Source organism: Isoptericola halotolerans, from assembly GCF_045689585.1.
Taxonomy (GTDB): Bacteria; Actinomycetota; Actinomycetes; order Actinomycetales; family Cellulomonadaceae; genus Isoptericola; species Isoptericola halotolerans_B.
On sequence record NZ_CP140108.1, the window covers coordinates 531,927 to 545,779 of the forward strand.

Below are 13,853 nucleotides of genomic sequence, written 5' to 3' on the forward strand. Positions count from 1 at the left end.
GTGCACCGGCCTCGGCCGTTCCCGCGCCGGCCCAGGACGCCGCTCCGAGCACGGGCCGTGCCGCCGTGACGGCGACGATCCCGCCGTCGTGCACCTGGCAGGCCACGGTCCGCGCACCGTTCCGTTCCACCGCCGCGCTCGCCGTCGTGCACGGGTCCAGACCCCAGCGCAGCGCGGTGGCGCCGGCGAGCGCCCCGAGGTCGGCGGCCGACCGCGCGACGGACCGCGCTTGCTGGGCCGCGCCGAGCACGGCGAGCGCCGTGCAGGCCAGCAGGACGACGGCCGCCACGCCGAGGACGAGCACGGTGCCGGCGCCTCGTTCACCGTGCGCGCGGCTCAGGGTTCGGCCCACGCCACGGCCTCCCCGGTGGCTCGGAGCGGTCCGGTCGCGAACCACCCGCCCACCACGGGGCGGGTGACCACGACGCGGACCCACTCGCCGTCCCGGGTCACGCTGACGTCCGCATCCTGCCCGGCGACCCGGGCGGCGGTCGTCCGGACGACGGCCGCGTCCTCCCCGACGGCGACCTGGCGGGCCCCGGCCCGGGCCGCGTCCGATGCACGCATCTGTGCGGTGGACGCGGCCGCGAGCGTGAGCACCGCGACCAGGAGCAGGACGATCACGGGCATGCCGACCGCGAGCTCGGCGGTCACCGACCCACGCTCCGCCCGGTCGCGGGCGCTCACACCGAGAGCGCCGAGGCGATGATCGACTCGAGCATCCCGCGGACGGTGTCGCTCTGGAGCACCGCGATGAGCAGCCCGGCGAACCCGACGGCGGCGATCGTCGCGATGGCGTACTCGGCGGTGGCCAGCCCCGCCTCGGGGTCCGCTCCCTCAGGAGGCGTCGGCTCGGGGTCGATCGCCGGCGCGTCCTCCGCGTCGGCCGGGCACATGGTCTCGACAGTCATGGTCTCTCCTTCTCTCGACCGGGCGGCAGCCCGGTTCGTGGTCCCCGCGGCCGGTCGGCCCGGGGTCCGTCTCGCCCTCGAGGGCGAGACGGGCACGCTCAGCCGGACAGCAGGTCCAGTCCGAGCGCGAGCAGAACGGGCACGAGCCCGACGAGGACGAACGCCGGCAGATAGCAGATCCCGAGGGGCAGCACGAGCCGGACGGCCAGCCGGGCGGCGGCCGTACGCGCGGCGGCCCGGCGCTCGTGCCGGTGCTCGGCCGCCGCGGCACGCAACGCCTCGCCGGGGGCGGCGCCTTCGTCCCACGCCCCGCGCAGCGCACGGCGCAGCAGGTCGAGGCGTGGGGGGCACCGCGACTGCCCGTCACGGTCCGCGGGGGTGGCGCCGGCGGCCGCCCAGGCGCTCTCCCACCCGGCGCCGAGCCGCAGCGCGGCGGCCGCCCGGCCCAGGGACCGCCCGTCGGGCCCGCCGACGGCTGTCCCCACCGCCTCGAGCGCCCGGGGCACGCCGGCCCCCGAACGGACCGCCGCGCCGACCAGCTCCAGGAGGCAGGTGACGTCGACCGGGTCCGCATGCTCCGGCGCCGCCCGGACGTCGGTGCGAGCGCGGCGGTCGTCGCGGAACGCGGACACGCGGCGGTCCGCAGCGCGTGCCGACGTCCGCCACGGCGTCGTCCCCGCGAGCACCAGCGTCCCGACGACGACGGCGACCACCAGAGCGCTCATGGCTCGCCTCCCGCCGCACGTGCGGCGGCGACGAGCCGCCGGGTCCAGGCCCGCCCCGCGAGCAGCGCGAGCACCCCGAGCAGCACGGCGGCGGTGCCGGCACCACCGTCGGTGGCGGTGGCGACCGGGTCGGCTCCCAGCGCCCACCCGAGCCCCGCGCCGAGCACGGGCAGCCAGAGCAGGACGCGCGCGGTGGTCTGCGGCCCGGCGAGCGAGGCCTCCCGCTCGGCATCGGCCTCGGCTCGCTCGACCAGCGCGGCCCCGACCGCCTCCAGGACACCGCCGAGCGGAGCCCCGACGTCCCGGGCCAGCCGGGCGGCAGCGATCACGGCGCCGGCCGGGCGGACGCCGCCGACGGCGCGCGCCAACGCACCGGGGTCGGGGACGCCGTCGGCGTCGACGGGCACCCCGAGCGCCCGCGACCACGCCGTCGTCGGGGCCGCCCCGGACCGGAGCAGGGCCTCGACCTGTGCCAGTGCCAGCCGGACTTGGTCGGTGGTGCCGTGCCGGGCGCGCCCGGACCGGCGCCACCAGCCCGTGTGCGACCGGTCCCGGCGGCCGACGGGGAGCGCGAGCACCGCCGGCCGACGACCTGCCCGAGCCAGGACGCACCACACCGCGCAGCCCACGGACAGCGCCACGGAGGTCAGCACGCCGACCACCGCCGGACCATCGACTGCCAGCCGTCCTCGGCCCGGGGGCCGCCGGACCCTGGTCCGTCCCAGGTCGCCGCCGGGTGGACCTCGAGCTCGCCGGTGTCCGCGAGGCGCACCGCGGCGACCTGCGCCAGATACCGCGCCCCGGCACGGCGCCGCAGGTGCAGCACCACGTCCAGGGCGGCCGCCGCCTGCGCGGCGACGGCGGGTCGCGGCATCCCGGCGAGCGCGGCGAGCGCCTCGAGGCGCGCCGGGACGTGCTCGGCCGCGTTCGCGTGCACCGTCGCCATGCCGCCGTCGTGGCCGGTGTTGAGGGCGAGCAACAGCTCGCGGACCTCGGCACCTCGGCACTCGCCGAGCACGATGCGGTCGGGGCGCATCCGCAGCGCGCCCCGCACCAGGTCGGTCAGGGTGACCTCGCCGACGCCCTCGACGTTGGGCCGGCGGGCGGCGAGCGCCACGACGTGCGGGTGGACCGGTGCCAGCTCACGCGCCTCCTCGACGGTGAGGAGCCGCTCGTCCGGCGGCACGACGCCGAGCAGGGCGGCGAGCAAGGTCGTCTTGCCGGTCCCGGTGCCGCCGGTGACGAGCAGGTTCGCGCGGCCCCGCACGAGTCCGGTCAGGAGGGCCTCCCAGTCGGGCGGCACGGCGCCGCCGGCGACGAGCGTCGGGAGGTCGAGCACGGCCTGGCGCAGGACGCGCAGAGCGATCACGGCCCCGGCCGGTGCGACGGGCTCGACCGCGGCGTGGAGCCGGGTTCCGTCGGGCAGGCGCGCGTCCACGACCGGACTGGCGTCGTCGAGACGTGCCCCGGCCACGGCCGCCATGCGCACCGCGAGCGCCCGCACGGCATCGGCGTCGGGCAGCCGGACGTCGCTGCGTCGCAGCCCGTCGCCGCGGTCCACCCACACGTCGTCGGGGCCGTTGACGAGCACGTCGGTGACGCCCGGCCCCTCCAGCAGCGGCTGCAGCGGGCCGGCGCCGGTGAGCTCCGCACGAGCGGCCCGGGTGAGGTCGACCAGGGCGTCCGAGCCGAGCACGCGCCCGCTCGCCCGCAGCGCCGCCGCGACCGCGGCGTCGTCGGGCGGCCCGGCCGGTCCTGTTCCGAGCCGGGTCCGCACGTCCGCGAGGAGCCCGGGAGCGATGCCGGACCGGGGCTCGGGGGCCGAGGCGGCGACGCGGGCAGTGCTGAGACCGGGCGTGCCGGTGCCCGACGTGCCCCGGCCGGTCACGGGCGGACCCCGGTCACGGTGACGGACGGCTGGTGCTCGAGCACGCCCACGATCCGTTCGGCGGCTGCGCCCAGCGGGGTGCGGCGCCCGGTGCGAGGTCCGTCGCCGCGCTCGAGCGCGGCCGCGAGGCGTCCGTCCCAGCCGAGCGTGGCGGCGGCCGGCCGGTCGACGGCTCGTTGGAGCCCGGCGGCGTCGATGCGCCCGGGCGCCGGACGGCGAGCCGCCAGGTGGACCGGTCCGGCACCCCATCGTTCGAGGACCGCAGTGGTGGCGACGGCACCGGCCACGGCCGGGGCGGTCAGCGGCACCACGAGGACCACGGCGTCGGCGGCCGCCACCAGGGAGCGGGTCGAGCTGCGCCACGCGGCCGGCCGCCCCACGTCCAGGACGGCGCGGTGGCCGGACCGCAGCAACGCCGTGACGACGTCGAGCACCACCCCGTCGTCGAGCGGCTGCTCGGCGGCGTCGTGCCGGGAGCCGGACAGCAGCGGCACGGCACCCCAGCGGGGCAGCGCCCCCACCAGCCCGTCGCCGTCGACCGTCCCCCGCGCGTCCACCAGGTCGGGCCACCGGGCGCCGGTCTGGTCCTCGACGCCGAGCAGCACGTCCAGGCCGCCACCGGGCACGTCGAGGTCGACGAGCGCGGTCGCGCCGGCACGGCGCCGCAGGGTCCGGGCGACGGCGGCGGCCAGCACGCTGGCACCCGCCCCTCCGCACGCCCCCACGACGGCGACCAGGCGGGGCGGTCCCGGCCTCGCTGGAGCGGACGGTGCGTTTCCCCGTGACACCCGGCCCGGCGACACGGGCTGCGACGAGACCGGCGGCGCAGCAGGTGGTGAGCTGGGTTGCGGCGGGGCGCTGGCGTGGTCCATGGCGCCACCCTGCAGCGGGGCGGGGCACCGTCGTCGGGCGGACGCACCCGTCGGTGGACGGCCCCGGGCTGGGGACGGCTTCGGGCGACGTCAGACGCTCACGGCGACCTGTCCCGCGCGGCGCAGCTCGCGCTCGCGACGCAGGGCGGGCACGAAGCAGAAGACCCCGAGCACGCTCACCGCACCGCCGATGACCATCGCCACCGGGGTGGACAGCAGGTCCGCGGTCCAGCCGAGGGCCGGCGAGGCCACCGCGTAGGTGGCGAACGCGACCATCGAGGCCAGCGAGAGGACGGTCGAGCGGTTGCGCGACTCGGCCTCGCGGTGCAGCAGCGCGTTGTACAGGGGCCCGGCCGCGCCGTGCATGGCATAGGTGGCCAGGTAGGCCACCACGAGCGCCGCCGGTCCCGCGACCAGCCCCATCCACACGGCGCCGAGCCCGTTGAGGACGCGCGCCACCATCGCCGCGCGCACCACCCCGATGCGCCGGGCGGCCATGCCCGCCAGCGCCGAACCGAGCGCGAACACGCCCCACCCGACGGACGCCACCGGACCCATGATCGCGCCGGCCCGCGCCTCGCTGCCGACGAGCTCGGCCAGGCGGATCGGCTGCAGCGACTCGAACACGACCATCGCCGTCGACCAGAACACCTCGACCAGGAGCAGTCCCAGCAGCACGCGGTTGGTGGCGGCGAGCCGCAGCCCGTCGGCGACGACGGCGGGCGTCCGGCGGGCCGAGGCGAGCGCGCGCCGGACCGCTCCCCCGTGGCGGGTGCCGCCGTCGGGCACCAGCCGGACCTCGGTGAGCAGCAGGCACACCGCGACGAGGTGCACGACGGCGAGCCCGGCGTAGACGACGTACGGCAGGGTGAGCGCCGACCAGGCCGTCACGGGGTGCCACCACACGAGGCCGCCCGAGACGAGCGCGCCGGACGCGACGGACAGGCCGACGACGCCGCCGTGCCGCGCCAGCGTGCGGTCGACGTCGGCGCCCGGGCTGGTCGCGTGGACGGTGTCGACGAACCAGGCCTCGAGAGGGCCGGAGTCCAGCGCCCGGAACGCGCCCATGGCGGCGGCCGCGACGGCGAACTGCCAGAAGCTGCCCGCCACGGCGAACACGGTCGCCGCGAGGACCTGGGTCGCTGCGGCGGCGACGAGCACGGGCTTGCGGCCGAACGCGTCGGCGGTGCCACCCGTCGGCAGCTCGAGCGCGAACACGACGATCCCCGTGACCGACGCGAGGGTCAGGGTCTGCGTCACCGAGAGCCCGCGCTCGACCGGCAGCAGGGTCGTCACGGCGACGACCAGGCCCACGGGAAACCAACGGGTGGCGCTCAGCAGCAGGAAGACCCGGCGCGCGGCGGCGGGGTCGAGCACGGTCATGCGTCGGCCCCAAGGGCCTCGGCGCTGTCGGCGTCGTCGGCGTCCGGGACGTCGTCGACGTCCAGCGGGAACGACGTCATGTAGAGGTGCAGCCGCCGCGCGTCCGGGTCGCCGGCGCCCGCGTGGGCGTACCGGGCGACGACGGCGTCCAGCTCGGCCTGCATCCGGCGCGCCTGGTCGGGCGTCACCTCGACCCAGGCGTCCCCCATCCCGGACACCTCCTGCCAGGGCATCGGCCAGGACTCGGCGACGTCGAGCCAGCGGGAGTACGCGACGTCGAACTGCCGGTGGTAGTCGCGCACCAGCCAGCCGAGCGCGGTGCGGGCGTCCTCGTCGTCGGCGAGGTCGGCGTGGGACCAGGCGTGGCTCTCGGTCGCGGCCCGCCAGATGCGTTCCTTGCCGCGGCCGCCGCCCGTGTCCTCCACGAGGCCGACGGACTCGAGCTTGCGCAGGTGGTAGCTGGTGGCGCCCGTGTTGGTCGAGAGCTCGGCGGCGAGCGCCGTGGCCGACGCCGGCCCGCCTCGCCGCAGGGCGCTCAGCAGCCGTGAGCGCAGCGGGTGGGCCAGGACCTTGACCGACTCGGCGGTGAGGTCGAGGCGGGTCCAGGGCTGCTCGGGGTTCGCGTCCATGCGTGCAGAATAATCATGCACGCTTCTTTTGCACAAGAGTTGTGCACGCCCGCCTCGCTCTGCGACACCAGCCTCCGCGCCGGCGCGATGCGACTCAGGCCGGGGCGGGGCCCGCCTCGCGCTCCTCGGGGCCGTCGTCCGCCGCGCGGTCCTCGCGCGCCTCGTCGACCTCGGCCTCCTGCGGCCCCGCCGCTCGCGCCTCCCGCTCGCGCTTCTTGCGCGCCTGCTCCATGAGCCAGCGGTACTCGGCGTCGTCCTCGGTCGAGCCCGCGGCCTCCGCCGGCCCCGTCGGCCCCGCCGGCCCGGCGTCCCCGCCGGACCGTCCGCCGCCCTCCCACGTGCGGCCCCGCCGCGGGTACTGCACGGGGGGGCGGAGGACTCGCCGGGAAGCCGGTGCGGTAGCTGCCGGCCGCCCTGCGCCGTCGGGCGCCCCGGCTCACCACGATCCACGCGATCGACCCGGCCAGCGGCAGGAACAGGATGGCCAGCACCCACAGCGCCTTGGGGAGCCCGCCGGTCTCCTCCTCGTCCGCCTGGATCACGCCCACCAGGGCATAGACGACCAGCGCGAGGTAGCACAGCGGGAGGAGGAGGCGAATCATGGCCGGGAGCATAGCGGGTGACCTGGACCACATCCCTGCACGTCCCGCGCCCGCCCACCCTCACCACGGGACACCTGTGGAGATCGGCACAGAAGGCCATAGGCTCTGTCGGGTGATCACCTCGTCGCCGGGAACGCCCCCGCCGCCGCACGGCCGGGCGCGGCCACGGGCGGGGCACCGGGTGGCGGCGTTCTTCGACCTCGACAAGACGATCATCGCGACCAGCTCGACGGCAGCCTTCTCCCGGTCGTTCTTCGCGGGCGGCCTCATCACCCGCGGCGACGTGCTGCGCAGCGCCTACGCGCACTTCCTGTACATGGCGAGCAGTGCCGACGCCGACCAGACGGAGCGGATGCGCCAGCACCTGTCCGAGCTGGCGACCGGCTGGGACGTGGCCAAGGTCGAGCAGATCGTCGCCGAGACGCTCCACGAGCACATCGACCCCTACGTCTACGCGGAGGCGGTGGACCTCATCGCGGAGCACCACGCGATGGGCCACGACGTGGTGGTGGTCTCGGCGTCGGGCACCGAGCTGGTGGAGCCGATCGCGGCGATGCTCGGCGCGGACCACGTGGTGGCGACCCGCATGGCCGTCGCCGACGGCCGGTTCACCGGCGAGATCGACTTCTACGCCTACGGCGAGAACAAGGCCACCGCGATCCGGGAGCTGGCCGCCGCGCGCGGCTACGACCTGCAGCGCTGCTACGCCTACTCCGACTCCGTCACGGACGCCCCGATGCTCGCGGCGGTCGGGCACGGGTTCGCCGTCAACCCGGACCGCGGCCTGCGCCGCCTCGCCGCGCAGAACGGCTGGGGGACGCTCACGTTCACGCGGCCCGTCGCGCTGCGTCCCACGATCCGCCCGACGCCGGTGCTCGCCGTCGTCGGGACGCTCGCCCTCGGCCTCGCCATCTGGTGGTGGCACCGTCGACGTCGGGCGTAGTAGGACCCGGGTCGCGCCCCGGCTACGGCTTCGCCGCAGCCTGTCGGGCGGCCCCGTTCGCACGGAGTGTCGCCACTACCAGGCAGTAGATCGTTGCCGCATAACCCAGCACGCCCACGATCCCGACGACAGTGGCGTCATCCACCACGACGGCGACCACGACGGTGAGAACCGCCGCACCCGCCGCCACCCAACCACCGGCCGTCAACGAGGCGGCTGCGGCCCGGTGACCGGCCACCCATGCCTCCGCAGACGCCTTCGTCGCGCTTGTTCGAATGCCGATCTCGGAGTTGACGCCCAGGCGCTCCCCAGAGCGGGCGATGTAGACCAGCAGTGCGGCGAGCAAGAACAACCCTATCGATAGTCCCGTTGCGACTGGCAAGGAATCCACCGTTTCTCCTTCACATGTCGAGAGATTGTTGGTTTCTCATCCGGTCATTCAACCCATCACGACGCGCCGCTCGGGGATCGACCTTGACGAAAATCGACCGTCGCCCGTCAAGGCATCCGTCGGCCCGTTGGTCAACGCTTCGAGACTCCGCACGATCTTCACAGCATACGGCAACGCGATATCACCAGCACGCGTCAGCTCCATCCCCCGACCAGTCCTGTGGAAAAGCTGGCGCCCGAGGACGTACTCGAAGTTCTGCAGCTGCTTGCTCACCGTCGACTGGGCCCACCCGAGCGATTCAGCGGCCGACGTGACCGATCCCATCGAGGCGACCTCGACGAACGCGCGGACCCCCTTCACGTCCAGGGGCAGGAGGCCCTCGTGAAAGCACCCGCAGGGCTGGCTCCCACGAGCGCAACGTTGCGGCGGCATCGCCTCACGCATCACCCTGTACTCAGGGGCTCTCGACACCGCGTGCGCGCCGCTCCGCGCTGACACCGCGAAACCGCTCACGGGCGTCCCCTCCCAGCACCGACGACCGGGCGCGGTGCCGGCGAGGGCACGGCCGCCATCCTGTCCCTCACCACGACCGCCCTTCGGGCGAGTCCCATGAGCGGCTGCGAACGGGACGTCGCGATCAGGACCGAAGCCATCATGACCATGCCGAAGCTGAACAGGCCAATGACGGCGATGATCGCCACGTGCAAGCTCACGCAGACCACGAGCCCCACGCGCTGAAGGCGACGCGACCCGGAAAGGATGCATACGCCGAGCAGCACCTCGGCGGCCAAAGTACCCCACGCGAGACAGAGCGCCATGACCGGGACCGACGTCGCCCACAAGACGATCGGCTCGAGGAAATTCTTGTTGCCGAAGTAAGCGCCGCGGGCAACGTAGTACATTGCCGTGCCGTCCGTCCAGTGGTCCGTCGGAAGCTTCGCCAGCGCGCTGTAGATGTAGATGAAGGCCATCTGAATGCGGATTCCCCAGTGCCCGGCCCACCCGACGGCTCGAGCGTACGGACTCGCACCCTGGGGCGTCGTGCGCCAGTGCCACCAGCGCCGGTCCCCCACACACACCAGCACCAGGAACATCGTCACGATCTGGGCAACGTACTCGCCGCCATCGGGCAGCGTGATGGCACTGCTGAAGGAGAGCGTGAGCCAGAAATGTAGTGGCGCAGTCCAGCGAGGAACCACGCCACTCGCTACGACGACGAGTCCGACCACAATGAGCCAGTGCCTGACATCCAGACTGACGACGTCACCGCCGAGGCAGTACGCCGACACACTGCCTAGTGCTGACCCGCACTGCGGCCCTCCCTCTCGCCCCACTCCAGGCGCAAAGAAGGATAGGGCGGGTGCGGCCGCTAGCGTTATCGCCTGCGCTATCGCTAGGAGGGACCGACCGAGCGCGATAGGAAGAGATTGCGGATTGAATGTCGAGACCGCCAAGCTCAGTCGATTGACTAACTCACGCATTCGACCTCCACAACGGCAGCTTCAACATCATATCGAGTAGCGTCGTAACTATCTCGGTATGCCCACGGGACAGCAACACTTTTCACAAGGACGGCCGCACCACACACCGTTGCTACGGGCGAGGCGTTCGTGATCGTGACAGCAGGATCGGCCAGGACGGATTCCCTGCATTCGGAGCCGGTAGAAGTGGTGCACTCAAACCAGTTCTCCACCTGCGATGCCAGCAGCCCCAACTCCACCCCCTGAGCCCGGTGCTTGCGCGAGATTCCGAACGGATTGCCGGGACTCGCCTGAGGAAACGCGAGGACATGCTCAAGGCCCTCGTCCGTCACGAGGTACGGCTCGAGCTCCTCCTCGGCTGGGTCCTTCGTAAAGAACCCCCATGACTGCGGAGCGAGGGCGACGGCTAGCCGGCGGACCGGTTCTCCCTCCCGCACTGCCAAGACGTTGCTCGGCAAGGAGAAGAAGATCGTCGTCCCGAGGAACAGGAGCACCAGCGCGAGCGCGGCCCCGGCCACGAAGGCCGGGGCCACACTCACCGAGCGATCTTCACTCATTCGCGAGGGCGTCGGTGAGAATTGCGGTGCGGTGCTGGATCTCGAAGGCCGTCGCGTCGCCCATGGCCATGGACTCTCCGTCCTCGAGATAGACCCAGAGGACAGCGAGAGCGGCCACGGCCATCGTGGCCCCGGCGACGTTTGCATACACCGCACCGTTCACGACGGCGACGACGTAGGCAATCGTGCATGCCCAGCCGCCCGGGCCGCTGCAAACAGACTGGAGCGAGACGCTGCCCGACTCGTCGAACTGGTCCTTCGCCTCGCCTGCAGTGCGCTCTTCGACGAGGCTCGCGAACTTCTTCGAAAGCAGCCGCAGACCCTGCTCGACGCGCAGCGGGTCTCCGGAAAGCACCGCTGGGCGGACCTGCTTGCTGAACTGCGGGTAGAACTCCAAGTAGTCCTCGATCAGCCGATCGAGCTCTTCCCGGTCGACCTCGGGCCGCACTTCGGCGAACCCAAGCGCGTCGACAGCCTCCGGGTGCGCCTCGGCGATGGGGCCGACGCCGGCGAAGAGGAACTCGAGCACCTCCTCGTCCGAGTAGTGGTTGTCGATCCGCTCGATCTCGGGGCTGTCCGGCTTGGCACTGACGGTACTCAGGGGCAGGCCCGCCGGAGCTGCCGACGCCGTCGCCGGAACGGCTGACGTCACGACAACGAGTGCGAGGGCAGCACTGATGACGGTGCGAAGTTTCACAGAGCGCTCCTAGTTTGATGCTGACTGGTTCCTTCCGTGCGGCGTGCCACGGACGCGTCGACTGATAGACGAGCACCGGGCGGAGGCCGCGACAACGCTGAAGACCAAGCCGCCGCGATCTCCAGCACGGCGCGCCGGCCACCAGCAGTCCCCGCCACTGTCGGCTTCCACACCGAGCCTCATACGAAGGCGCCGACGAGACCAGGTTGTATTCCGAACCTGCAACACATGACCTGTGAACATGTCGGCTCGAGCAGAGCAGTGCCCGCACGTGTAACCTGCGTTCGACCGTGACTCGGAACGTGCCGGTCGGCCACCTCTCGACCGTTCCGCGCAACCCAGCCGGCGGCGCTGGGAGCGTGACTCATCCTGACAATCGGGGGAGGCTGAATGAGTAGGGATGCCATCGTCGTCGGGTCGGGGCCAAACGGCCTTGTCGCGGCCGTCACCCTGGCTCGCCTCGGACTGTCCGTGACAGTGCTCGAGGCACAGCCCACCATCGGCGGCGGCGCACGCACACTCGACCTGGCGATGGCGGACGGGATCGTCCATGACGTGTGCTCAGCGGTTCACCCGATGGCCTGGGCGTCGCCGGTCCTGCGCTCGTTCGACCTGTCGACCCGTGGGCTCAAGCTGCTGACGCCTGAGATTTCCTACGCCCAGCCGTTGCCCGATCGGCGCGCCGGCATCGCGTATCACGACCTCGACCGGACGGCGGATCGGCTCGGCACCGACGGACGGGCCTGGCACGCCCTGTTCGGCCCGCTCTCCGAGCACTGGGAGTCGGTGGTCGAGGTTGCGATGAGCGACAAGCGCTCGCTTCCCCGAGGGCTGTCCGGCCTCGGTGACCTGGTCGCAGCGACACGATTCGGACTCGCGGTGCTCGAGCAAGGCACAGGAATGTGGGGAGCGAGGTTCCGCACCGAGGAGGCCCGGGCCCTTCTCAGTGGCGTGGCCGCGCATGCCATCGCCCCGATGCCGTCACTCGGAGCAGCCGGGACGGCACTGCTCCTGGGAGCGCTGGCGCACGCGACACCGGCGGGCAACACGGACCCACGGCCCGGCCCGCCCCGCACCGCCGGCGGTTGGCCGATCCCGCGGGGAGGCTCAGGATCCATCGTCGCGGCCCTGCTGAACGAGCTCGAGGCACATGGCGGCGAGATCGTCACCGACCACGCCGTGCGGTCCCGTGCGGACCTGCCATCTGCCACCGCCTACCTCTTCGACACCTCGGTCTTCACGTTGTCGACCGTGCTCGGTGACCTCCTTCCGCCCGCGAGACGGCGTTCGCTCGCCGCGTTCAGCCGTGGCAACGCCGCCGCGAAGGTCGACCTGGTGCTCTCGGGGCCGGTCCCATGGAGTGTGCCGGAGGTCGGCCGAGCGGGCACCGTCCACGTCGGCGGGACGCGAACCGACATGGCGCGTGCCGAAGCAGCCGTCGCGGCAGGGCATCACGCCGACAGGCCGATGTGCTTGGTCAGCGACCCGACCGTCGTCGACCGGTCGAGGGCGTCCGGCGACCTGCGCCCGCTGTGGACCTATGCGCACGTCCCTGCGGGGTCGCCGCGCGACGTCACGGAGGACGTGCTGGATCAGCTCGAGCGGTTCGCGCCCGGTGTGCGCGACGTCGTCGTCGCATCACGATGTGTCCCGGCTGCCCGTCTGGCGGAGCACAACGCGAACCTGACCGACGGCGACATCGCGGGCGGGCGGGTGACGTTGTGGCGCATGCTTGCCCGACCCAGCGCTCACCCGAACCCGTACCGGCAGAGCGGCGGGGTCTACCTCTGCTCGGCGTCGACGCCGCCGGGTCCCGGCGTGCACGGGATGTCTGGGTGGCACGCGGCGCGTCGAGCGGCGCGCGACGTCTTCGGCCTCCGAGTTCCGCCGCTCCAGCCGACACCGACCCGCTGACCCCTCGTCGGTGTCATTGCTTGCGAATCGGGCCTTGGCCGGCGCTCTTGCCGCACGGCCGAGCAGAGCCGGTCCGGACCGTCGTGGCCGCGCCGCAGTGCAGGCTCATGCTCCGCAGCGCATCCAAGACCTGTTCGGCTGCGGGGAGCAGAGCACCTCCTCGTGAGGTCAGCCGCATGGAGCTGCTGCCCCGGTCGAACAGAGTGACTCCGAGGACTTGTTCGAGGGCGCCGATCTGCCGGCTCACGGCCGACGTGCTGTACCCGAGCGCCTCGGCTGCGCCCGACACCGATTCGTAGTGCGCGACCGCCACGAAGGCAAGGAGGTGTATAAGGCCCATTCTGCACCTAACAGTCAACTCGGGACATCCCCCTCACGGCTGATCATAGAGCGATTGATCGTGCACAGCATTCGCACGCAGCGCCGGCCGGCACGGTCTCGCCGCATTCTCGGCGCACTTGCGCTCCGGCCCCTGCGGGCGTTCCATGGAGACCTCAGGACGGGGCACGGGACCCACGCACAGACAGTCCACTGAGGACTCGTCGAACGGGCTTGACCCGGTACGACGACGCGAGGACCACGCGCCTGCTACCCGCGGACCGTCCGGCGAGAGCGGCGCTCGGTGGAACGGTCCCGGGCGCCGCCCTCGTGCGCGGGACCGCTCGGGAGTCCGTCCGGACCGCTCGCGGGACGAGGAATACCGCTCGCCCGAGAGCGTCGCCGCCGGGCGGTGCGGCCGATAAGTCAACTCCCCTTACTATGGTGGGCCAGGGGGCGTGATCTGCACCACGACGCGGGTCTACACTCCCCAGAGGGCGGCCCTCGGGCGCCCCACGGACGGAACGCGACGACGCGGAGGA

At 73.1% G+C, this 13,853-nt stretch carries 17 protein-coding genes and 2 pseudogenes; 2 read left to right on the forward strand and 17 right to left on the reverse strand.

Features of this window, described 5'->3' with window-relative positions; translation table 11 throughout:
• Nucleotide 1 precedes the first annotated feature (1 nt).
• The 11 genes and pseudogenes from UQW22_RS02480 to UQW22_RS02530 form a co-directional block, all read right to left on the reverse strand.
• A pseudogene (locus UQW22_RS02480) lies at nt 2–436 on the reverse strand (Rv3654c family TadE-like protein); the annotation flags it as partial.
• Nucleotides 337–654: a TadE family type IV pilus minor pilin gene (locus tag UQW22_RS02485; protein WP_407319268.1), complete on the reverse strand. Its 318-nt coding sequence runs from the start codon at nt 652–654 to the stop codon at nt 337–339. The gene UQW22_RS02485 and the pseudogene UQW22_RS02480, both read right to left, overlap by 100 nt.
• A gap of 29 nt (nt 655–683) precedes the next feature.
• Nucleotides 684–911, reverse strand: a complete 228-nt coding sequence (locus UQW22_RS02490; protein WP_407319269.1) for a DUF4244 domain-containing protein — start codon at nt 909–911, stop codon at nt 684–686.
• A 98-nt stretch (nt 912–1,009) separates the two neighbouring features.
• Complete coding sequence (locus tag UQW22_RS02495; RefSeq protein WP_407319270.1) at nt 1,010–1,636, reverse strand: type II secretion system F family protein; 627 nt, start codon at nt 1,634–1,636, stop codon at nt 1,010–1,012.
• Nucleotides 1,633–2,289 (reverse strand): type II secretion system F family protein, encoded by a 657-nt coding sequence (locus UQW22_RS02500; RefSeq protein WP_407319271.1) that lies wholly within the window; start codon nt 2,287–2,289, stop codon nt 1,633–1,635. The genes UQW22_RS02495 and UQW22_RS02500 overlap by 4 nt, the downstream gene beginning before the upstream one ends.
• Entirely contained in the window at nt 2,283–3,524 is a 1,242-nt protein-coding gene (locus tag UQW22_RS02505; protein WP_407319272.1) for a TadA family conjugal transfer-associated ATPase, read from the reverse strand. Before UQW22_RS02505 ends, UQW22_RS02500 begins: the two co-directional genes overlap by 7 nt.
• Complete coding sequence (locus UQW22_RS02510; RefSeq protein ID WP_407319273.1) at nt 3,521–4,219, reverse strand: pilus assembly protein FlpE; 699 nt, start codon at nt 4,217–4,219, stop codon at nt 3,521–3,523. Before UQW22_RS02510 ends, UQW22_RS02505 begins: the two co-directional genes overlap by 4 nt.
• Before the next feature lie 267 nt (nt 4,220–4,486).
• Nucleotides 4,487–5,779: an MFS transporter gene (locus UQW22_RS02515; protein WP_407319274.1), complete on the reverse strand. Its 1,293-nt coding sequence runs from the start codon at nt 5,777–5,779 to the stop codon at nt 4,487–4,489.
• A complete protein-coding gene (locus UQW22_RS02520; protein ID WP_407319275.1) occupies nt 5,776–6,408 on the reverse strand; it encodes an ArsR/SmtB family transcription factor in 633 nt (210 codons plus the stop codon). Before UQW22_RS02520 ends, UQW22_RS02515 begins: the two co-directional genes overlap by 4 nt.
• Nucleotides 6,409–6,502: 94 nt before the next feature.
• On the reverse strand, nt 6,503–6,772 hold the full coding sequence (locus UQW22_RS02525; protein WP_407320866.1) for a hypothetical protein: 270 nt from the start codon (nt 6,770–6,772) through the stop codon (nt 6,503–6,505).
• Between the two features lie 79 nt (nt 6,773–6,851).
• A pseudogene (locus UQW22_RS02530) lies at nt 6,852–7,043 on the reverse strand (PLDc N-terminal domain-containing protein); the annotation flags it as partial.
• Nucleotides 7,044–7,125: 82 nt separating this feature from the next.
• Here UQW22_RS02530 and UQW22_RS02535 point away from each other — a divergent pair.
• A complete protein-coding gene (locus UQW22_RS02535) occupies nt 7,126–7,953 on the forward strand; it encodes an HAD family hydrolase (RefSeq protein WP_407320705.1) in 828 nt (275 codons plus the stop codon).
• A 22-nt stretch (nt 7,954–7,975) separates the two neighbouring features.
• Here the strand turns inward: UQW22_RS02535 and UQW22_RS02540 are convergent, their stop codons facing one another.
• From UQW22_RS02540 to UQW22_RS02560, 5 genes are all read right to left on the reverse strand, one after another.
• Nucleotides 7,976–8,299, reverse strand: coding sequence for an SdpI family protein (locus UQW22_RS02540; protein ID WP_407319276.1), 324 nt, complete (start codon nt 8,297–8,299; stop codon nt 7,976–7,978).
• A 93-nt stretch (nt 8,300–8,392) separates the two neighbouring features.
• Entirely contained in the window at nt 8,393–8,857 is a 465-nt protein-coding gene (locus UQW22_RS02545; protein ID WP_407319277.1) for a LysR family transcriptional regulator, read from the reverse strand.
• A complete protein-coding gene (locus tag UQW22_RS02550) occupies nt 8,854–9,543 on the reverse strand; it encodes an HTTM domain-containing protein (protein ID WP_407319278.1) in 690 nt (229 codons plus the stop codon). The genes UQW22_RS02545 and UQW22_RS02550 overlap by 4 nt, the downstream gene beginning before the upstream one ends.
• Nucleotides 9,544–9,812: 269 nt before the next feature.
• On the reverse strand, nt 9,813–10,364 hold the full coding sequence (locus tag UQW22_RS02555; protein WP_407319279.1) for an SdpA family antimicrobial peptide system protein: 552 nt from the start codon (nt 10,362–10,364) through the stop codon (nt 9,813–9,815).
• Between the two features lie 10 nt (nt 10,365–10,374).
• The gene (locus UQW22_RS02560) at nt 10,375–11,079 is read right to left on the reverse strand and encodes a hypothetical protein (protein ID WP_407319280.1); all 705 of its coding nucleotides are present in this window, start codon (nt 11,077–11,079) and stop codon (nt 10,375–10,377) included.
• Nucleotides 11,080–11,469: 390 nt separating this feature from the next.
• Between UQW22_RS02560 and UQW22_RS02565 the strand changes: the two genes are divergently transcribed.
• The gene (locus UQW22_RS02565; protein WP_407319281.1) at nt 11,470–12,993 is read left to right on the forward strand and encodes a phytoene desaturase family protein; all 1,524 of its coding nucleotides are present in this window, start codon (nt 11,470–11,472) and stop codon (nt 12,991–12,993) included.
• A 13-nt stretch (nt 12,994–13,006) separates the two neighbouring features.
• On the opposite strand, the gene UQW22_RS02570 is transcribed toward UQW22_RS02565, so the two are convergent.
• Entirely contained in the window at nt 13,007–13,333 is a 327-nt protein-coding gene (locus tag UQW22_RS02570) for a LysR family transcriptional regulator (protein WP_407319282.1), read from the reverse strand.
• Nucleotides 13,334–13,853 lie beyond the last annotated feature (520 nt).